Annotated in this window: 21 protein-coding genes and 1 pseudogene; 4 read left to right on the top strand and 18 right to left on the bottom strand. The window is 70.5% G+C overall.

Annotated features, from left to right (window positions below; translation table 11 throughout):
• Nucleotides 1-301: 301 nt before the first annotated feature.
• The 11 genes from FEZ32_RS08810 to clpS all read right to left on the bottom strand — a co-directional run bounded on the left by FEZ32_RS08810 (nucleotide 302) and on the right by clpS (nucleotide 9331).
• Nucleotides 302-1750, bottom strand: a complete 1449-nt coding sequence (locus tag FEZ32_RS08810) for a DNA polymerase IV (RefSeq protein WP_138680423.1) — start codon at nucleotides 1748-1750, stop codon at nucleotides 302-304.
• A 3-nt stretch (nucleotides 1751-1753) separates the two neighbouring features.
• On the bottom strand, nucleotides 1754-2239 hold the full coding sequence (locus FEZ32_RS08805; protein ID WP_097798515.1) for a dihydrofolate reductase: 486 nt from the start codon (nucleotides 2237-2239) through the stop codon (nucleotides 1754-1756).
• A gap of 21 nt (nucleotides 2240-2260) precedes the next feature.
• On the bottom strand, nucleotides 2261-3073 hold the full coding sequence (locus tag FEZ32_RS08800) for a thymidylate synthase (protein ID WP_097798514.1): 813 nt from the start codon (nucleotides 3071-3073) through the stop codon (nucleotides 2261-2263).
• A 1-nt stretch (nucleotide 3074) separates the two neighbouring features.
• Nucleotides 3075-3695, bottom strand: coding sequence for a non-canonical purine NTP pyrophosphatase (locus FEZ32_RS08795; protein ID WP_097798513.1), 621 nt, complete (start codon nucleotides 3693-3695; stop codon nucleotides 3075-3077).
• Complete coding sequence (rph, locus tag FEZ32_RS08790; protein WP_236082617.1) at nucleotides 3692-4384, bottom strand: ribonuclease PH; 693 nt, start codon at nucleotides 4382-4384, stop codon at nucleotides 3692-3694. Before rph ends, FEZ32_RS08795 begins: the two co-directional genes overlap by 4 nt.
• Before the next feature lie 147 nt (nucleotides 4385-4531).
• Nucleotides 4532-5422, bottom strand: coding sequence for a glutamate racemase (gene murI, locus FEZ32_RS08785; RefSeq protein WP_138680422.1), 891 nt, complete (start codon nucleotides 5420-5422; stop codon nucleotides 4532-4534).
• 25 nt (nucleotides 5423-5447) lie between these two features.
• Entirely contained in the window at nucleotides 5448-5828 is a 381-nt protein-coding gene (locus tag FEZ32_RS08780; RefSeq protein WP_161626006.1) for a FeoC-like transcriptional regulator, read from the bottom strand.
• Nucleotides 5825-7993, bottom strand: a complete 2169-nt coding sequence (feoB, locus tag FEZ32_RS08775) for a ferrous iron transport protein B (protein WP_217496593.1) — start codon at nucleotides 7991-7993, stop codon at nucleotides 5825-5827. Before feoB ends, FEZ32_RS08780 begins: the two co-directional genes overlap by 4 nt.
• Complete coding sequence (locus FEZ32_RS08770; RefSeq protein ID WP_036981323.1) at nucleotides 7990-8289, bottom strand: FeoA family protein; 300 nt, start codon at nucleotides 8287-8289, stop codon at nucleotides 7990-7992. The genes feoB and FEZ32_RS08770 overlap by 4 nt, the downstream gene beginning before the upstream one ends.
• A gap of 92 nt (nucleotides 8290-8381) precedes the next feature.
• Nucleotides 8382-8990 carry a DUF2017 family protein gene (locus FEZ32_RS08765; RefSeq protein ID WP_138680902.1) on the bottom strand — a complete coding sequence of 203 codons (609 nt, stop codon included), beginning with the start codon at nucleotides 8988-8990 and terminating at the stop codon, nucleotides 8382-8384.
• 2 nt (nucleotides 8991-8992) lie between these two features.
• On the bottom strand, nucleotides 8993-9331 hold the full coding sequence (gene clpS, locus FEZ32_RS08760; RefSeq protein WP_138680421.1) for an ATP-dependent Clp protease adapter ClpS: 339 nt from the start codon (nucleotides 9329-9331) through the stop codon (nucleotides 8993-8995).
• A gap of 71 nt (nucleotides 9332-9402) precedes the next feature.
• On the opposite strand from clpS, the gene FEZ32_RS08755 reads away from it, so the two are divergent.
• Entirely contained in the window at nucleotides 9403-10740 is a 1338-nt protein-coding gene (locus FEZ32_RS08755; RefSeq protein ID WP_028702916.1) for a nicotinate phosphoribosyltransferase, read from the top strand.
• Nucleotides 10741-10957: 217 nt separating this feature from the next.
• On the top strand, nucleotides 10958-11233 hold the full coding sequence (locus tag FEZ32_RS08750) for an HU family DNA-binding protein (RefSeq protein WP_028702915.1): 276 nt from the start codon (nucleotides 10958-10960) through the stop codon (nucleotides 11231-11233).
• A 146-nt stretch (nucleotides 11234-11379) separates the two neighbouring features.
• On the opposite strand, the gene malQ is transcribed toward FEZ32_RS08750, so the two are convergent.
• Both malQ and FEZ32_RS13555 read right to left on the bottom strand, forming a co-directional pair.
• The gene (gene malQ, locus FEZ32_RS08745) at nucleotides 11380-13488 is read right to left on the bottom strand and encodes a 4-alpha-glucanotransferase (RefSeq protein ID WP_138680420.1); all 2109 of its coding nucleotides are present in this window, start codon (nucleotides 13486-13488) and stop codon (nucleotides 11380-11382) included.
• Nucleotides 13489-13539: 51 nt separating this feature from the next.
• Nucleotides 13540-14496 (bottom strand): RDD family protein, encoded by a 957-nt coding sequence (locus tag FEZ32_RS13555; RefSeq protein WP_127843588.1) that lies wholly within the window; start codon nucleotides 14494-14496, stop codon nucleotides 13540-13542.
• A 139-nt stretch (nucleotides 14497-14635) separates the two neighbouring features.
• Between FEZ32_RS13555 and FEZ32_RS08735 the strand changes: the two genes are divergently transcribed.
• Nucleotides 14636-14893 carry a DUF3039 domain-containing protein gene (locus FEZ32_RS08735; protein WP_028702912.1) on the top strand — a complete coding sequence of 86 codons (258 nt, stop codon included), beginning with the start codon at nucleotides 14636-14638 and terminating at the stop codon, nucleotides 14891-14893.
• A 213-nt stretch (nucleotides 14894-15106) separates the two neighbouring features.
• Here the strand turns inward: FEZ32_RS08735 and aroQ are convergent.
• The 5 genes and pseudogenes from aroQ to FEZ32_RS08710 form a co-directional block, all read right to left on the bottom strand.
• Nucleotides 15107-15517 (bottom strand): annotated as a pseudogene (aroQ, locus tag FEZ32_RS08730) (type II 3-dehydroquinate dehydratase); the annotation flags it as partial.
• 2 nt (nucleotides 15518-15519) lie between these two features.
• Nucleotides 15520-16500: a cation diffusion facilitator family transporter gene (locus FEZ32_RS08725; RefSeq protein ID WP_138680419.1), complete on the bottom strand. Its 981-nt coding sequence runs from the start codon at nucleotides 16498-16500 to the stop codon at nucleotides 15520-15522.
• Complete coding sequence (locus FEZ32_RS08720; protein ID WP_126412789.1) at nucleotides 16497-17567, bottom strand: phosphoheptose isomerase; 1071 nt, start codon at nucleotides 17565-17567, stop codon at nucleotides 16497-16499. The genes FEZ32_RS08725 and FEZ32_RS08720 overlap by 4 nt, the downstream gene beginning before the upstream one ends.
• The gene (locus FEZ32_RS14145) at nucleotides 17564-17887 is read right to left on the bottom strand and encodes a Trm112 family protein (protein ID WP_331855824.1); all 324 of its coding nucleotides are present in this window, start codon (nucleotides 17885-17887) and stop codon (nucleotides 17564-17566) included. Before FEZ32_RS14145 ends, FEZ32_RS08720 begins: the two co-directional genes overlap by 4 nt.
• A gap of 130 nt (nucleotides 17888-18017) precedes the next feature.
• Entirely contained in the window at nucleotides 18018-18392 is a 375-nt protein-coding gene (locus tag FEZ32_RS08710) for a DUF3499 domain-containing protein (RefSeq protein WP_051238245.1), read from the bottom strand.
• Between the two features lie 89 nt (nucleotides 18393-18481).
• Between FEZ32_RS08710 and FEZ32_RS08705 the strand changes: the two genes are divergently transcribed.
• The gene (locus tag FEZ32_RS08705; protein ID WP_097799796.1) at nucleotides 18482-18904 is read left to right on the top strand and encodes a metallopeptidase family protein; all 423 of its coding nucleotides are present in this window, start codon (nucleotides 18482-18484) and stop codon (nucleotides 18902-18904) included.
• The last annotated feature ends 11 nt before the right edge of the window (nucleotides 18905-18915 follow it).

Here is an 18915-nt window from a genome sequence, read left to right as displayed (position 1 = left end):
CTCTGGCAGGGGTGTTCCGACCCTCTTCCCGTGGCCCTCGTCGCTTGGAAACCGGCGGGGGCCACACCTACGTCTTGGGGCCGGTTCGAGGCGTCTTGTTCTGGCACATATCTGGCACGGTGGTCGGAATTCCCATTGTTTCACCTTGTGGAATGGATCTACGGGAAGGGTTCGAGTCCCTTCTCCGGCACCTGCGACAATCCCCCTCCGACAAGGATGTTTATCCTTGTCGGAGGGGGATTGTCTCATCCTGTCGGGATGTGTGGCTGGGCTGAGATCGGGCCGCCTCGACTGCGTCGGGTCAGTCAGGTGTCGTCGGGTCGACGCCGGGATCCTCGTCGACCGTGGTCACCCGGTGGTCCAGCGTCCAGGCCAGTGGCAGCGGGTCGGCCCGGCTGATCTGGGGATCGTCGGCCGCCATCGAACGGACCCGGCCGATGCTGGACCCCCGGCACTCGAAGCGCACCGTCACCACGTCGTGGCCCGACCCCCACACCCAGCCGCGACCCCAGCGGGTGTGCTCCACATCGGCGCCGGGACGCCAGTGGTGCATCCCCTCGTCCATCGACCGTCGCCTGCCGAAGGGACCGGCGGCCAGTCCTCCCAACGGTCCCTCGACCGTCGGCAGCCGGTCGACGTCCTCCACCAGTGTTCCGTGGTCGTCGACCGCGAAGAGCTCCTCCTGGGCGGAGGTGGTGAAGTTCGCCACCCCCACCCCGAGCAGCCGGACCCCCTCCCTCAGGTCCAGTGATCCGAGCAGGTGCCGGGCCATCCGTCGGACCCGCTCGGCGGAGTCGGTGGCCCCGGTCATCGTCACCGACCGCGACCAGATGCTGAAGTCCGACATCTTGGCCTTGAGGGTCACCGTGCGGGCGAACCGCCCCGAGTGCTGCAGCCGGGCGCAGACCAGCGCGGCGTCCCGGTCGACCACCCGCTCGCACTCGGCCCGGTCGGTGAGGTCGTGCTCGAAGGTGTCCTCCACCGAGATGGACTTCGCCTCCCGTGAGGAGATCACCGGGCGGTCGTCGCGGGCCAGGGCCAGATCGGCCAGACCGGCCCCCCAGGCCTGACCCAGTTCCCGGACCAGCTCCTCCCGGGAGGCCTGCCGGATGTCGGCGACCTTCTTCATTCCCAGTCGGTCCAGCCGGGCCGCCGCCACCGGCCCCACCCCGGGTATCGCGCGGACCGGCAGCGGGGCGATGACGTCGGCCTCGGTGCCGGGTTCGACCAGCACGACATGGTCCTGGTGCCCCCGGCCGGGCTTGGCCATCTCGGAGGCGACCTTGGCCATGAACTTGCTTGAGCCGATCCCGACCGAGCAGGTGAGGCCCTCGGTCCGCCCGGCCACCTGGTGGCGCAGGGTGGCGGCCAGTCTGCGCACCGCTGCGACATCCCCGGTGTCGATGTCGGCGAACTCCAGGTCGACGAAGGCCTCGTCCAGGCTCAGCGGCTCCACCAGTGGGGAGACCTCGTGGAGCAGCCCCATCACCACTCGGCTGGACTCCCGGTAGGCCTCGAAGCGGCCCGACAGGAAGGCGGCCTGAGGGGCCAGGTGGCGGGCCTGGGCGCTCGGCATCGCCGAGTGCACCCCGAAGGCGCGCGCCTCGTAGGAGGCGGTCGAGACGACGCCGCGGCCGCTGGTTCCCCCGACGATGACCGCCTTGCCCCTCAACGACGGCTTGTCGCGCTGCTCCACCGAGGCGAAGAAGGCGTCCATGTCCAGGTGCAGGACCGACGCCCGGGAGCGCATCGCTCAGTCCTCGCCGGCGGCCCGGACCGGCAGGTACTGCACGAAGTCGAATCCCTCGTGCCGCTGGCGGGAGACCTCCCGCCAGCTGTCGGGGGTGATCTGCGGGAACCGCGCCGCACCGCCGGGTCGGCGGTGCACCTCGGTGATGTCCAGGCCGGTGCACAGGCCGAGGGCGTCGGCGTAGATCTGCGCCCCACCGGCGATGTAGCAGATCTGTTCACCGGCCTGTCGGGCCATCTCCACGGCCCGGGGCACCGAGTGGGCGACGTCGACCCCCTGCGCCGACCAGGACCGGTCCCGGGTGCACACGATGTGCCGGCGCCCGGGAAGCCTGCCGATCTGCTCGAAGGTCCGTCGGCCGAAGACCAGGGTGTGGCCCATCGTCACCCTCTTGAACCGTCGGAAGTCCTCGGGGATGTGCCACAGCATGTCCTCCCCCGAGCCGATCGACCCGTCGTCGGCCACCGCGGCGATGGCGATCACCTGCATCGGCGTGTGCGCGTTCATCGTTCAGACCGCGATCGGGGCCTTGATGGCCGGGTAGGGGTCGTATCCCTCGATGCTGATGTCGGACAGCTCCACCGCGTCGATGGATGAGATGTCGGGACTGAGCACCAGCCGGGGCAGCGCCCTGGGGGTCCTGCCCAGCTGCTCGTGGACCTGGTCGAGATGGTTGAGGTAGAGGTGGGCGTCGCCGAGGGTGTGGACGAACTCCAGGGGTCGCAGCCCGGTGAGCCGGGCGACCAGGTGGGTCAGCAGGGCGTAGGAGGCGATGTTGAAGGGCACCCCCAGGAAGGTGTCACCGCTGCGCTGGTAGAGCTGACAGGACAGCCAGGCAGGCCTCCCGGAGTCGTCGCCGGTCACGTAGAACTGGAACATCGTGTGGCAGGGCGGCAGTGCCATCTCGTCGACCTCGGCCGGGTTCCAGGCGCTGACGATGTGACGCCGCGACCAGGGGTCGGTGCGGATCTGCTCGATGACCCGGGCGATCTGGTCGATGCTGCCCCCGTGAAGATCGGGCCAGGACCGCCACTGGTGGCCGTAGATCGGCCCCAGCTCGCCCTTCTCGTCGGCCCACTCGTCCCAGATGTGGATGTTGTTGTCGTGGAGCCAGGAGACATTGGTGTCCCCCCGCAGGAACCACAGCAGCTCCCCGAAGACCGCCCGGGTGTAGATCCTCTTGGTGGTGACCAGTGGGAATCCCTGGCGCAGGTCGAAGCGCATCTGGTGTCCGAAGACGCTCAGCGTCCCGGTGCCGGTGCGGTCCTGGCGGCGGGACCCCTCGGTGAGGATCCGGCGCAGCAGGTCGAGGTACTGCTGCATCTCAGCTCTCCTTGGCGTGCAGGTGGGCGATGACCGCCGGCACGATGGCGCGCACCGCCCTGCCGCGGTGACTGATGGCGTCCTTGGCCGCCGGGCTCAGCTCGGCGCTGGTGAGGGATCCCTGCTGCTCGTCGGGAACGAACATCGGGTCGTAGCCGAAACCGTTGGTGCCGCGGGCCTGGTGGATCACCCGGCCCTCCATGGTCGCGGTCTCGGTGAGTTCGGTGCCGTCCGGGTCGACGAAGGCCATCGCGCAGACGAACCGGGCGGTGCTGCGCTCGGCCGGCAGATCGAAGGTCTGGTCCAGCAGCAGCTGGAGGTTCCCGGCGTCGGTGGCCTCGGGCCCCGACCAGCGGGCCGACCGGATGCCGGGCATCCTGTTGAGGGCGTCGACCTCGATCCCCGAGTCGTCGGCCAGAGCCGGCAGTCCGGTGCGCTCGGCGGCGGCCCGGGCCTTGATGAGGGCATTCTCGACGAAACTGGCGCCGGTCTCGGCGGGCGGCGGGTAGCGGAGCACCTCATCGACGGAGACCACCTCGACGTCGGAGCCGGCGGCCTGGAAGGTCCGCGACAGCTCGACGAGTTTGGCCCGGTTGTGGGAGGCCAGCACGACGCGGCTCACAGCTCCACCTTCAGGGCCTCCTGCTGGGCGGCCTTGAGCTCGGCGCAGCCCTTGGTCCCCAGGTCGAGCAGCTGGCCGAGCAGGTACCGGTTGAACGGGGCCCCCTCGGCGGTGCCCTGGATCTCCACGAAATCGCCGTCCCCCGACATCACGATGTTCATGTCGGTGTCGGCCCGGGAGTCCTCCTCATAGGCCAGGTCGAGCATCGGGACCCCGCCCACCAGGCCGGCGCTGATCGCCTGCACCGATCCGGTCAGCGGCTCCCCGGCCAGGGATCCGCGCTCGCGCAGCCAGGCGATGGCGTCCCACAGGGCCACGTAGCCGCCGGTGATCGAGGCCGTGCGGGTCCCGCCGTCGGCCTGCAGGACGTCGCAGTCCAGCACGATGGTGTTCTCGCCGAGGGCCTTGTAGTCGACGACGGCCCGCAGGGAGCGGCCGACCAGCCGGGAGATCTCGTGGGTGCGGCCACCGATCTTGCCCTTGCGGGACTCTCGCGGGCTGCGGTCGTTGGTGGCCCGCGGAAGCATCTCGTACTCCGCGGTGACCCAGCCGAGCCCCGACCCCTTGCGCCAGCGCGGGACCCCCTCGGTGACCGAGGCGTTGCACAGCACGGTGGTGCGTCCGAAGGTCACCAGCACCGAGCCCTCGGCCTGGGAGAGCCAGGAACGCTTGATGGAGACCGGACGCATCTGGTCCAGGTCACGGCCGTCGACACGGGTCTTGGATGAAGAATCAGTCACGCCGCCAAGGGTAGCGGTCACCGCCGACACTTCTGGCGGCCGAGATCCTGGGGCCGACCGCGCTCCGGTCAACGGGGTGCCGGCGACGGACGATCCTCAGGAGACCGGCTCGTCGGCGGAGCGCACGAAGGCCCGGTCGCCCAGCAGGGCCGGCGTCTCGTCCATCCCCACTCGGTGCACGTCGCGGACGAATCCCTGCATCAGCCGGCGTCCCAGCCGTTCGAACTTCTCGGCGTTTCCGGTGGTGAGGAAGTAGCGGCTCGGCTCCCTCGGGGCGGTGTGCAGGATGCCGCGCCGGGTGAGGACCGCGTAGGAGGCCCGGGCGCACTCCTCGGAGGAGGACACCAGGGTCACCTCGTCGCCCAGGGTCATACTGATCAGACCGGCCAGCAGCGGGTAGTGGGTGCACCCCAGGATCACGGTGTCGCAGCCGGCCTCCCGGATCGGCGCCAGGTACTGGCGCGCCACCGCCTCCAGCTCGGGGCCGCCGGTGATCCCCCGCTCGACGAACTCGACGAACCGGGGGCAGGGGGAGGTGGTCAGGCGGACCCCCGGCACCGCGGCCAGGGCATCCTCGTAGGACCGCGATCGGGCGGTCGCCTCGGTGCAGATCACCCCGATCCGACCGTTGCGGGTGACCAGCGAGGCGCGCCGGGCGGCGGGCATGATGACGTCGATGACCGGCACGTCGTAGCGCTCCCGGGCATCGCGCAGCACCGCCGAGGAGGCGGTGTTGCAGGCGATCACCAAGGCCTTGACACCGTGCGTGTTGAGCCGGTCGAGGCACTGCAGGGCGTAGTGGCGGACCTGGGCGATGTGCTTCTCGCCGTAGGGCGCCCGGGCCGTGTCGCCGAGATAGATGATGTCCTCGTTGGGCATCAGGTCCACGGCGGCCCGGGCCACCGTCAGCCCACCGAAACCGGAGTCGAAGACCCCGATCGGTGAGTCGACGGTGTTCTCGTCAGGTCCGGCCGGATCATCGCTCACGGTGTGCCAGCCTACGACGGAGCGTTCACCGGCGCAGACTCAGCTGCACCAGGACGGGCCCCCGCCGGGCCTGGGAGGGTCCGGCCGCACCGCACCCGGGGGTGCCGTCGGTGTGCGCCGAGGCGCAGGAGGCGCATCCCCCTCCGGGGCATCCCATCGACAGTTCGCGGGCCTCGATCCGCCCCATCCGGATCAGATGGGCGACGCTGGTGCGCACGATGGTGCCCGGCAGCCCGGTCCTCTCGGCGATCTCGTCGAGGCTGACGGCGCCGGCCCGGAAGGCGGCCAGCACCTGGCTGAGCGGGCGGACGGGCCTGGCGGGAGCGGTTGTCCCCGCCTCGGAGGACGCTGCCGTCCTGCCGCCTGTCGTCTCGTCGGGAAGGGTCCCGGTGCCGGCATCCCTCACCACAGCAGACTGCCGATCTGGAAGATCGCGACCGCGCCGATGTAGGCCACCGCGAGCTGCATCGCCAGACCGAAGAGCGTCCAACCGATGCCGATCTCACGTTTCTGGACGGCCAGGGTCGCCACGCAGGGGGTGTAGGAGAGCATGAAGAACAGGAAGGCCCAGACCGCGGGATAGGTGTGTCCTCCCGAACTCTGCTCGAAGGACTCCACCACCTTGGCCTGCAGCGGGGTCTCGTTGCCGGTCTCCTCGGGATCGTCGACCGCATAGGTCTGGGCCCACGAGGACAGCACGGCCTCCTTGGCGACGAACCCGACGACCAGCGCCGAGGAGGTCTGCCAGGATCCGAATCCGGCGGGCTCGAAGACCGGCGCGACGGCGGAGGCCCCGACCCCGAAGGCCGAGTCCTCGGGGGCGGCCTCGCCGAACCCCGCCCCTCCGACGACCGGGATCGACTGCAGCAGCCAGACCGCGGCCACCGCGACCACGATGATGCCGGAGGCGGTGCGCAGGAATCCCTTGAGGCGCACCCAGGTGACGCTGGCGGTGAGCCGGGCGGTGGGCACCTGGTAGGGGGGCAGATCGAGCACCAGCGGCTCGGAACCCATCGTGCGCCACAGGGTCTTGCGCAGCGCCATCCCGATGAGGACCACCAGAACGATCGAGACGAGGTACATGATAAAGCACACCGTGCCGGCCATCTTCGGGAAGAAGGTGCTGGCGAGCATCACGTAGACGGTGAGCCGGGCGGTGCAGGAGGTGAACGGGACCAGCAGCGAGGTGAGGATCCGCTGGCGGGCCTGGGGCAGCGCACGGGTGGCCGAGATGGCCGGCACATTGCAGCCGAAGCCGACGATGAGCGGGATGAAGGCCCGGCCGGGCAGTCCGATCCGGCGCATCATCCGGTCGGTGACCACGGCCGCGCGGGCCATGTACCCGGAGTCCTCCAGGATCGCCAGCAGGATGAACATCAGCGCCATCAGCGGGGCGAAGGTGAGCACGGTGCCGACGCCGGCGATCAGGCCGTCGACCAGCAGTCCGTTGACCCAGGTGTCGCCGAGCCCGATGGCCGCCAGTCCGGCGTGGGTCCACTCGGAGACCGGCCCGGAGAAGAAGGAGTCCAGCCAGTCCTGGAAGGGTGCCGCCACGGTGGTCGTCACCTCGAAGACGATCCACATCACGGCGGCGAAGATGATCGGTCCGAAGACCTTGTGGGTGACCCACCGGTCGATCTTGTCCGAGGTGGTCTTGCGGTTCTCCCCGGAGACCGTGGTGCCTCCGGCGACGGCGTCCTCGATGAAGGCGAAGCGCTCGTCCTCGCGGGCCAGGTCGGCGTCCTCATCGGCGGCCGCCGCGTCGGCCGTGCCGGTGCCGGCGGTGTCCGCGGTGTCCGTGGGGGTCGCGGGCAGCGCGTCGGGACCGACACTCAGCTCGGCCGGGTCCAGGGCGATCTCGCGGGGGCAGGGGGGCAGGTCGTCCAGCTGGTTGCGGACCGCCATCGCCAGGGTCTGCTGGCCGCGGCGCCGCCGCGGGTCCAGAGAGACCACCGGGACGCCGAGCTTGTCCGACAGCGCCCAGGTGTCGATCTCGATGCCGTACTGGCGGGCGACGTCGACCATCGTGAGGGCCACCACGACACGCAGCGGGCGCTCCCTCAGCTGGGCGACGAGGTAGAGGCTGCGCGACAGGTGGGCGGCGTCTGCGACGACCACCACGAGGTCGGGGGCCTCGGCGGGCGGGCAGTCGACCAGCAGGGCCCGGGTGAGGGCCTCGTCGGGGCTCATCGGGTCGATGCTGTAGGCGCCGGGCAGGTCGATGAGGGTGATGTCGCGGTCGTGGTCGGCCATGTGGTCGCAGTGGCACTGCCCCTCCGGGCAGCTGCAGTCCTGGTCGGACGGGGCGCCCGGGGTGTGGTGGGTGTGCCACACGCCGCGGGACACCGACACCGTGGTGCCGGGCCAGTTGCCCATGCTCACCCGCGCTCCGGTGAGCAGGTTGAACAGGGTGGACTTGCCGACATTGGGGGCTCCGGCCAGGGCGACGACCGGTGCCCCGGTGGCCGACTCGTCGGGACCCTCGGAGCAGCACGCCTTGGCCGACATCACCGGTCGGTGCTTGTGGCCCGACAGCTCCCGCATCGCGTCCTCGGCAACCTTGGGGCTCATGCGGCATCCCTCGCGTCGGTGGTGTAGAGGCTGGCGAGCATGCTGTGGTCCAGCGCGATCCGGGCCCCGGCCACCGAGACGATCCCGCCGCGACCGGCGGTGCGTGTCATCAGGGTCACCTGGGCGCCCCGGCGCAGTCCCAGGGCGGCCAGCCGACGGGCCATCTCGGGGCGGGCGCCGGTGGCCTGCAGGACACGAGGCACGCCGGTCAGGCAGCTGGAAAGGGGTTCGCCGCGCAGGGACTGGCGGAGGCCATCGGCATCGCCGTTGAGCCGACGGCTCGGGTTCTCACTCATGCGGATGAGTGTAGGTGAGGATAGGCGACCCTAACCAACCGGGGGTCGGTATTGGTCGAACCGAACCCGGACAAGGGCTGTTGGGGCGGCTCTCAGTCCTGCCCCCAGGACACCTCGATGAGGATCTCGATGAGCACCCCGAGCCACTCGTAGGCGGGATGGACGATGTCGGAGGGGTCCTGCTCGGCGGTCCGCTCGGCCTGGTCGGCGGTGATCTCATCGACGATCCCCAGGCGGCTGGCCAGCACCAGTCGCAGGGCGTTGGCGACTCGCAGCCACTGATCGATCTGGGACTCCTGGACGATCAGCGGGCCCTCGTCCAGGGCATCCAGGGCCCGGCGCAGGAAGGCGATGTCGTCCAGCCGCTCGCGTCGCTGGCCCGCCAGGGTGAACCGGCGGAACTCCGCGCTGGCCAGTGCGTCGTCGGGGTAGGCGTCGGGGAACAGCCTGCGCAGCGCCGGGTCCTCGTGGTCCCGGTCGATCACCGTCGGGCTGAGATCGGACTCCCAGAAGTCGAAGCAGTCGTCGTCGGCGTCGCCGTCCTCCGGCCCGTCGAGATCCTCGGTCCGGTCGGCCTCACCGTCGGAGTCGACCTCGTCGTCGGGGTCGACCAGCGGCTGGTAGACGTCCAGCAGGATCCCCAGCAGCCAGGTCTCCTCCGGTTCGAGTTCCAGGGACCACGGCGGCTGCCCCGTCGACATCTTCACCGACCGACCCTCCCGAGGGTGGCCCACAGGCCGTAGGAGTGCATGCCGCTGACCGCCGTCTCCATCTCCTCGCGGGACCCGGTGGCCACCACCGCGCTGCCCTCGTTGTGCACCTGGATCATCAGCTCGTGGGCCTTGGGACGCGGATAGCCGAAGTAGGTCGCGAAGACCCGTGAGACGTAGCTCATCAGGTTGATCGGGTCGTCCCAGACCACCGTGGTCCACTCGGGCTCGTGCTGCTCGAGTCGTTGCGCGGTCGGCTCGCCGGCCGGCAGGGAGCACCGCGGTCCGACCAGCACCTCGGCCACCTGCGGACCGTCAACGGCTTGGGACATGCCCCCATTCTGCCTCCCCTCTCCAGCCCGCCAACCTGTTCCCGATGCCGTCGGCCCCATAGAGTTGCCCCATGTCGACAGCACTGCTCACCGATCACTACGAGCTGACCATGGTCGAGGCGGCCATGCGGGCCGGCACCGCCTTCCGCCCCTGCGTCTTCGAGCTGTTCCCCCGTCGGCTTCCCGAGGGCCGGCGCTACGGGGTGGTCGCCGGGGTCGGACGGATGCTGGACGCCGTCGCCGACTTCCACTTCGAGCCCGAGGAGATCGACTTCCTGGTCGGCCACCAGGTGGTGAGCGAGCAGATGGCGCAGTGGCTGTCGGGGTACCAGTTCACCGGCTCGATCCACGGTTACCCCGAGGGGGAGCTGTACTTCCCCGGATCCCCGCTGGTCACCGTGGAGAGCAGCTTCGCCGAGGCCTGTCTGCTGGAGACCCTGCTGCTGAGCATCTACAACCACGACTCGGCGGTCGCCTCGGCGGCCTCCCGGATGGTGCTGATGGCCGAGGGCCGCTCGATCATCGAGATGGGCTCGCGGCGCACCCATGAGGAGGCCGCGGTGGCCGCGGCCCGGGCCTGCTGGATCGCCGGCTTCGGTCCCACCTCGAACCTGGCCGCCGGGATGCGCTACGGAGTGCCCACCTCCGGCACCGCGGCCCATTCCTTCACCCTGCTCAACGACTCCGAGCGGGACGCCTTCCGCGCCCAGCTCGACACCTTCGGGGACCAGACCACCCTGCTCGTCGACACCTACGACATCGAGCAGGCGGTGCGCACCGGGGTCGAGCTCACCGGGGGCCGGCTCGGGGCGGTGCGGATCGACTCCGGGGACCTGGCCATCGTCGCCCGTCAGGTCCGCGACCTGCTCGACGACCTGGGCGCCACCGAGACCCGGATCATCGTCACCAGCGACCTCGACGAGTGGCAGATCGCCGCGCTGCGCGGATCCCCGGTCGACGGCTTCGGGGTGGGGACCTCGGTGGTCACCGGCTCGGGGGCCCCGACCTGCAGCTTCGTCTACAAACTGGTCGCCCGGGCCACCAGCGACGATCCGGCGGCCCCGATGGTCCCGGTGGCCAAGAAGTCCTCCCACAAGTCGACCGTCGGAGGCCGCAAGTTCGCCGTGCGCCGGATCGGCCCCGACGGCGTGGCGACCGCGGAGGTGGTCGGTATCGACCGTCCGCCGGCCCACCAGCCGGGAGACCAGGAGCTCATCGTCCCGCTCATCACCGACGGCGTCACGGTCGGCGCCGAGCCCCTGCAGGCCGCCCGGGACCGGCACCGCGCCAGGCTGGAGGAGCTGCCGATGTCGGGGCGGCGGATCTCCCGCGGGGAGCAGGCGATCCCCACCATCATGGGCAGGTCCGGCACCGACGGCCCGGTCACCATCATCGGCGAGGGACTCTGACTCGGCCTCTCCCAGACCTCCCCGGGGGCATCAGAACCGCTGTTTCTGCGGGTCTGACGGCGGTGTGAAGCTTGACTGCGAGCCCAGATCGGTTAGTGTCCTAGTTCAGAGAACGTGCCAGGCGAAACCGGCCCCGCTGACCGATGACGACGGCACCCTCGTGCGGGACGGCCAAACTGGTCGTGCCAGCCCCTGTAGTCAGATACAAGGAGACCCCATGACCAAGTCCGAGCTCATCAAGGCCATCGCCAAGGAGGCCTCGCTCACCGAGACCCAGGCCAACGAAGCTGTCAAGGCGCTCACCGACGTCATCACCACCGCCCTGGTGAACGGCGAGAAGGTTCAGCTTCCCGGTCTGCTCACCGCCGAGTCGGTCGAGCGTCCGGCGCGCAACGGGCGCAACCCGCGCACCGGCGAGTCGATGACCATCCCGGCCCACAAGGCCGTCAAGATCTCGGCATCGAGCACCCTCAAGAAGGCCGTCTCGGAGTGACTGCGCCACGTCGATCCCTCTGATCGACGTCGCCACTGCGACCTGATCAACGTCGCCACGGCGACCGCGCCAGGCGCACAGCGGGGGCCCGGATCCGATCGGATCCGGGCCCCCGCTGTGCGCCCCCTCACGAGGCGGTGCCGGGCTCAGCCGTCGTTGAGCACGCCGGCGAACTCGGCCGCCAGCTCGCTGGTGTAGACCTCCTCCAGCCACATCGGACGCCCGTCGGGACCGCTGAGCGGCACCCTCCAGTTCGGGTACTGGTCGGTGGTCCCCGGCATGTTCTGGGTCCGCCGGTCCCCCACCGCGTCGGTCAGAGCGACGTTGAGGACTCTGGAGGGGGTCTGCCTCAGCATCCGGTGCATCGCCACCACGATCTCCTCGTCGCTGGGATTCTCGACGGTCAGCGCACCGCAGTCGCGCAGCGCCTGGACCCACAGGGCGCGTTCCCGGGCGGCGTTGGCGCGCTCCTGCTCCACCGGCTCGGTGAGCAGTCCCAGCTCGTTGCGGGCATCGACGTGCTCGCCGGCCAGGTAGCTCACGGTCGGCGGAAGATCGTGGGTGGTGACCGAGGACAGCGCGTACTCGCGCCAGGCCTGCGGGGGCAGCGGCCGCCCGGAACCGTCCATCTCGAACCACATCACCGAGGTGCCCAGGATCCCGCGGTCGCGCAGGTAGTCGCGCACCCCGGGCTCCACGGTCCCCAGGTCCTCACCGACCACCAGGGCTCCGGCACGCAGCGCCTCCAGGGCCAGGATTCCGACCATCGCGTCGTGGTCGTAGCGCACATAGGTGCCATTGCGCGGCCCCAGCCCGGCGGGCACCCACCACAGTCGGAACAGCCCCAGGATGTGGTCGATCCGGACCCCTCCGGCGTGCCGCAGAGCGGTGGAGACCATCTCGCGGAAGGGCTGGTAGGACATCTCGGCCAGCGCGTCGGGGCGCATCGGCGGCTGTCCCCAGTCCTGTCCGGACTGGTTGAACTGGTCCGGCGGGGCCCCCACACCGATCCCCTCCGCATAGAGGCTCGGCAGCATCCAGGTGTCGGCACCGTGGCCGTTCACCCCGACCGCCAGATCGCAGATCAGCCCGAGCCGCATCCCGGAGTCGCGACCGGCCCGATCGGCCGCCGAGAGCTGCTGGTCGGCCACCCACTGCAACCACTCGTAGAACTCCACCCGCTCGGGGTTCTCCCGGGCGAAGGCGGCCACCGCCGGGCTGTCGGGGTGCTGGAGATCCTCGGGCCAGCGCTTCCAGTCCGAGCCGTGCCGCTCCGAGAGGGCGCACCAGACGGCGTAGTCGTCCAGACGACGGCCGCGAGTCCGGCGGAAGGCCTGGAAGGCCATCATTCGCGCCGGCTCCATCCCGAGGGCGTGGATCTCCTCGAGGACCGACCTCTTGGCCGTCCAGGAGTCATCCCGGTCGATCCGGTCGATCGCGTGCGGATTCTCGCAGACCCGCTGGCGGTCCCGCTGGGCCAGTTCCCGGGCGTCCTCGTCCAGATCCTGGTACTCGGGAACCAGCTCCGGCCGGATGTAGACCGGGTTGACGAACAGCCGGCTGGTGGGCAGGTAGGGGGAGGGCTCCATCGGCGCCACCACCTCGGCGGCGTGCAGCGGGTTGATGAGCAGGTAGTCAGCCCCCTGGGTGGCCGACCAGACCGCCAGGTCCGCCAGGTCGGTGAGGTCGCCGACCCCCCAGGAGCCGTGGGAGCGGACCGAGTAGAGCTGGGTGGAGTATCCCCAGGATCGGGTCGAGCCCATCCGGGTGGGCAGCCCAAGCCATCCGGGGGTGACGATGAGGCTGGCGGTGGACCGTCGGTCGGGGGTGATCGCGACGACCGTGTGGTAGCCCAGTGGCAGATCGGCGGGGATCCCGAAGGTGGCCTCCCCGACCCACCCGTCGTCCAGCAGCCGGTCGGGGTTCCAGTTGTCGACCTGCCAGCAGTCGCGACGGGTGCCGTCCTCCAGCTCGATGTGCACCGCGACCGACTGCCCGGCCGGCAGGTGGATGTCGACACGGCCCTCCTGGCCCTCCCGCAGCACGGTGCAGGGGGTGATGGTGCGCCGCCACGGGCGGTCGCGGACCTCCCTGAGGGCCCGGTCGGGGGCGCTGACGTCGACACCCAGGGCGGTCAGCACCGCCCGGATGGTCTCCTCGGAGACGGTGGTCTGCCGACCCTTCCAGTCCTGGAAGCTCCGGGCAACACCGAAGTGGTCGGCCAGGGCGAGGAGGGCGGGATCGGACAGAGACATGTCAGGGGGCCTTTCAGAGGATCTGGGAACAGGGAGTGGGGGCCGGTGACCTCAGCGACGCACCGGACGGATCACCTGGGTGCCGCCGGCGAGGTCGTGGAGGGTCTGGCGTCGCCGCTGGAACAGGGGCATCAGGTAGCTGAGCACGGTGAGCATCCCGAGGTAGATGTTGACCACCTCGACGATCCCCCAGGTGAGGGCCCTCACTGCCGCCCGCCACCAGATCAGACGGCTGTGCTCCCGGCCCTTGCCGACCTCCACCACCCGCAGACCGGCGATGAGCTGGCCCAGCGATGCCGAGCAGGCGACGAGCATCACGAACTGGTAGATCGCCTGGCCGAAGATCGCATAGATCATCAGGGTGTACAGCGGACCGGTGAGGCCCGCTGTGACCATCAGATTCGGGTCCTTCTGAAGGGCGGACAGCAGCTGGGCCGGGGTCGTGTACTCGGCCGTGACCTTCACCAGAGCGGTCATGTAGGCCTGCCACTGGTCGCGCAGCAGGATCGAGACGATCGTCCAGATGACGGCCTGGTCGATGAGACTGGCCAGCACCCGCCACCACCATCCGGCCAGCGGGACGCCATCGGAGGTCGTGCTGTCCAGGCGTCCGGGACCCGACGCCGCACCCGAGCGGTAGGCGTCGTAGGGATTGCGCTGAGCAGGGCCCCGGGAGGCGGAGTGGTACTCATCGGGGTCGTACCCACTGGGACTCTGGGGGCTCGACTGGGAGTCCCCGGCCGAGCGGCGCTGCACGACGCGGCGTCGCGGCTGCTCATCGGGATGACGTCGCCGGATCGGCTCCAGGGACTCGGGAAGCGCACCGGAGTGCGATCTCCTCGGCGCCTCGGGGGCGGACCGCAGATTGCGGGTCCACCGGTTCCCGTCCCAGTACCGTTCCTTCCTGCTGCCCGCCGGATCGGGGTACCACCCCATCGGAGGCAGTTGCCTGGCCTGTCCCTCGACCATCTGTCGAGTCTCCTCACGGTCCGGCTGTTCACTGCTCACCCGTCAACTATCCCACGCCACGGCAACGCGGACCCATCCGAACCACGCCCGCGAGACCCTCCGCGGCCCTGTGGGACCCGGGCTTCGCCAACAGCCGATCGCCTCGGGGCGCGAATCCCGGCGAGCCTACAATCCAGGCATGAGTACGCAGTCTGCACCCGGGTCCGAGACCGTCCTCGATGAACGGACCCAACCCGCATTCGAGGACGGCGACGCCGAGCGGTTCTCGCATTATGTTCCCAAGGCGAAACTCACCGACGCGATGGTCAACGGCACCCCGGTGGTCGCCCTGTGCGGGAAGGTGTGGGTGCCGACCCGCAATCCCGAGCGGTTCCCGGTCTGCCCCGAGTGCAAGGAGATCTGGGAGTCCCTCAATCCAGGCAAGCCGGGCAAGTGAGCTGAACCTGCGCCGCTCCGCGCGAGTTCGCGACGGGATCACCCGCCGGCCGGTGGGTGATCCCGTCGCTCCGCCCTGCAGCGGGACTCAGCTGCGGGGATCGAGGCCGGCGTCGGGTCCGCCGGTGATGGCGCTCTGCACCGCTCCACGGTTGATCTGAGGAGGTTCGGGCAGGTCCTCCTGGGGATGTTCCATCAGCGCTGTGATGTGCTCGAGGGCGTAGTCGTAGCCGGAGGCACCGAGACCGATGATGGTGCCGGTGACATAGGCCGAGACGACGCTGTGGTGCCGGAACTCCTCGCGGGTCGCGATATTCGACAGGTGCACCTCGATGGCGGGCGCCTCGAGCTGGGCGACGGCGTCGGCGATCGCGATCGAGTAGTGGCTCCAGGCGGCCGGGTTGATGACCACCGGGATGCGGTTGTCGGCGGCCTCGTGGAGCCAGTCGATCATCTGGGCCTCGGCGTCGGTCTGGCGGACATCGACCCTCAGGCCGAGATCATGGCCGACGGCGACCAGGTGTTCGCGCAGCGCCGCATGGGTGAGGGTCCCGTATATCTGAGGCTCGCGGCGACCCAGCCGGCCCAGGTTGGGACCGTTGAGCACCAGGACATGAGTGGCCATGATCAGTTCTCCTTCGTACCTCGAGGCGCACCGGGGCGGGATTCGACCCCTCGCAGAATGTCAGGTTCCAGGTAGAGCGGCCCGACGGTGGGGACCGCGGCACGCACCCTCGCCTCGGCGGCGTCGATGATCCGCGCCACCTCGCTGGCCGAGTCCCCCGGCGCGACCGCGATCTTGGCCGCCAGAAGAACCGTCTCGGGCCCCAGGTGAACGGTGCGCATGTGGATGACCCGCTCGACGCCGTCGGTGCCGGTCAGCGCGGTCCCGATCGCCTCTCGGTCAGCAGGACTGGCCGACTCCCCCTCCAGCAGGGAGATCATCTCCCGGCCCAGGATCACCGCGACCACCACCAGCAGCAGGCCGATGCACCCGGAGCCGAGGGCGTCGAAGATGTCGTTGCCGGTGATCAGGGTGAGCCCGATGCCGAGCAGGGCGAAGACCAGGCCGAGCACGGCCGCGGAGTCCTCCAGCATCACCACCGGCAGCTCGGGAGCCTTGGACTGGCGGATGAACTGGATCACCGACAGGTGAGCGCGCGCCCGGTGGGTCTCCCTCAGCGCGGTGCGCAGGCTCAGCAACTCGGCGACCAGTGCGACGAGCACCACCACGAGGGGGATCCACCACCATCTGGAGGCGGCCAGCTCGTCGTGCTCCCCGGCACGCACCGCGACGATCTTCTGGTAGCACTCGTAGAGGGCGAACAGCCCACCGAGGCTGAACAGCACGATGGCGACGATGAAGGCGGCCAGGTAGCGGGCCCGCCCATGACCGAAGGGGTGGTTCTCATCGGGTTCCCGCCGGGAGGCCCGGCCCCCGAGGATCAGCAGCACCTGGTTGCCTGTGTCGGCGGTGGAGTGGATCGCCTCGGCGAGCATCGAGGAGGCGCCGGTGAGGGCCCAGGCCACGAACTTCGTCGCGGCGATTCCCAGGTTCGCCGCCGCGGCGGCGAGGATCGCCCTCCTGCTGCCCTCCTCCGCGCTCATCGGGCGCCGGCCCTGCTGTCGAGAACCAGCCGGTCGAGCCCCAGGGCCAGGTAGGCCGCGGAGAACCGGCCCTGCAGCAGCAGGGTGACGTAGCGGTCGACCGGGCCGGCCTCCTCCATTCCCAGCGGCAGCCCGATCCTGCGTGCGGAGACGTCGTGCTGGCGGCAGGCGGCCTCCAGCCGCGCTCTGCCCTCGGCGTCGCCGGCCTCGCCGTCGTCCATCACGACCAGCACCGGTCGGGTGGGCAGACCGTCGATCTCCGGGTCGGCGAACGGGTCGCGCACCGGGGTGCCGGTGATCACCGGCATCAGGGCGTCGGCGTCGGCGGACAGGGCGGCCCTGCCGCTGGCCCGGCGCAGCGCCTCGGCGCACCGTCTGGCCGATCGCGCGGCCAGTACCGACCCTCCCCACAGCAGCGGGTCGGCGTCGGCCAGGGCGCAGGCCATCTCCTTGGCAGGATTGGTGGCCAGGTCGTGGTGGGGGGAGGCCGCCTCGGCGACCAGGTCAGCGGCCCGGGCGACCTGTTCCGGGTCGACGTGCGGGCCGATCCCGATCTGGCCGAGCAGGGCCAGCACCACCACCGCCGCCGACATCGGGTCGCCGCTGAGCACCGGAAGCCGCACCGCCGAGCGGTGACCGGCGGCCCGCCAGGCCGAGGACCCGTCGCGGCCGGCGAGCAGGATCCCCGCACCGCGCCGTTCGGCCTCGGCCACCGACTCCAGGCAGGACTGGGCGGGGGCGGCACCCAGCAGGTCGGTCTCGGTGTCCAGGGCGACCACGAGATCCAGCGGCCCCACCCAGGCGGGCAGCCGATCGAAGGGCCAGGCGACCATCGGAACCGGACAGACCGGTTCGAGCACCGAGCGGACCAGTCTGGCCTCAGGGCCGACCACCAGCACCCCGCGGGGTCGCTCCAGATCGGTGGCGGCCAGCCGGGCGGAGGCGTCCAGCTCGGTCGCGTCGGAGCGGATCCGTGCGCCTGTGCTGGCCAGGTAGCGCAGTGCGGCCTCGGCCGGACCGGGCAGTGCGGAGGTCTCGAGCCGGGAGTCCTCGAAGGCGCCGCTCACCGGTCGGCCTCGCCCTGATCGGCATCGGTGCCGGTGCTGTCAGACCCGGTGCTGTCAGACCCCGCGCGGTCAGACCCGGTGCTGCCGGTCGACGGGGCGGGGTCCGGCACCTCATCGGCGGGACGCCGGGCGGCGTCGATCCTCAGGTCGGGAACCCCGTCGTGGACCGGGAAGGCCAGGCCGCAGTCGGGGCTGGAGCAGACCAGCTCCCCCAGGTCGTAGTCGAGGGCGAACTTGGAGTGACACTGCGGACAGGCGGCAATCTCGAGGAAGGCCGCTGACAGGTCGAGAGCCTCAGGTGTGGCGGGAAGATCGGACATGCCGGGCGCAACTCCTCACGATCGCAGGACCTGCGGGTCGTGGCCGACCCGGGGCCGCACCGTCTGCTGGAGCGGTGCGGCAACAGGTCCCGCATGGATGCAGAACCAATAGGGATATCGGGTCCCCAGCCTAGTGCCCCCGGTGACCGGCGTGGCGAGGTCGCGGCTCCGGCTGCGCCGAGGAGTCGACGATGACGCTGAGGTGGCCGCGCTGGGCGACCACCCGCACGGAGTCCGGATCGGGGTCGACGGGGCTGTCGGGGATCACCTCGTCATCGAGCATGCCGGCCTCGCGCACCGCTCGGGCCAGCGCCATCAGGTCGTCGTCGGCGGTGATCGCCGGGGCGTCATCGACCCCGGGCAGTCGGATGACCTCCCAGCCGCGGGGGGCCGACATCACCCCGTAGTGCTCCCGGCACAGGTCATAGGAGCCCGGCTCGTGCGCCGGGCCGAGAGGCCCCAGGACGACGGTGGACTCGGCGTAGACGTAGGTCAACGTCGCCACTGCTGGCCGCGAGCAGCCAGACCGCGAACACTCTCTCACCCGCCGGAGACTACGCCGCGGTGCTCACCGGTACCACTACCGTGGGGTGCATGTCGTCTCGTCGTGATCGTCATGGCCGGGGAATGCGCGGACCTCTGGTCGTGCCCGCCGCCCTCGGCGGGGTGGTGCCCTCGCCACGTCCGACCCGCTCGGAGTTCTTCGCGGAGGCCGTCGGGTCGGCCCTGGCGCGGATCTCACAGACCTGCCCGGCGGCCCTGGACCGGCTGGTGGTGGGTGTCGAGGATGTTCCCGAGAGGCAGTCCTTCATCGAGGATCACGTGCCACTCACCTCGGCCCAGGACGGCGACGAGCACCATCCGGCCAAGGTGGTGCTGTTCCGACGTCCGCTGGAGATGAGGGCGGCCACTCCTCAGGGCCTGGTGATCCTGGTGCACCGCACCCTGGTCGAGCAGCTCAGCGCGCTCACCGGGCTGCCGGTCGACGTCATCGACCCGGGGGCCGAGTTCGACTGACCGGGCAGCCG

The sequence above is a fragment of the Acidipropionibacterium jensenii genome (assembly GCF_005890135.1).
In the GTDB taxonomy this organism is placed as follows: Bacteria; Actinomycetota; Actinomycetes; order Propionibacteriales; family Propionibacteriaceae; genus Acidipropionibacterium; species Acidipropionibacterium jensenii.
Note: the sequence above shows the minus strand (reverse complement) of the source record. Positions and strands in the feature narration are given on the sequence as shown.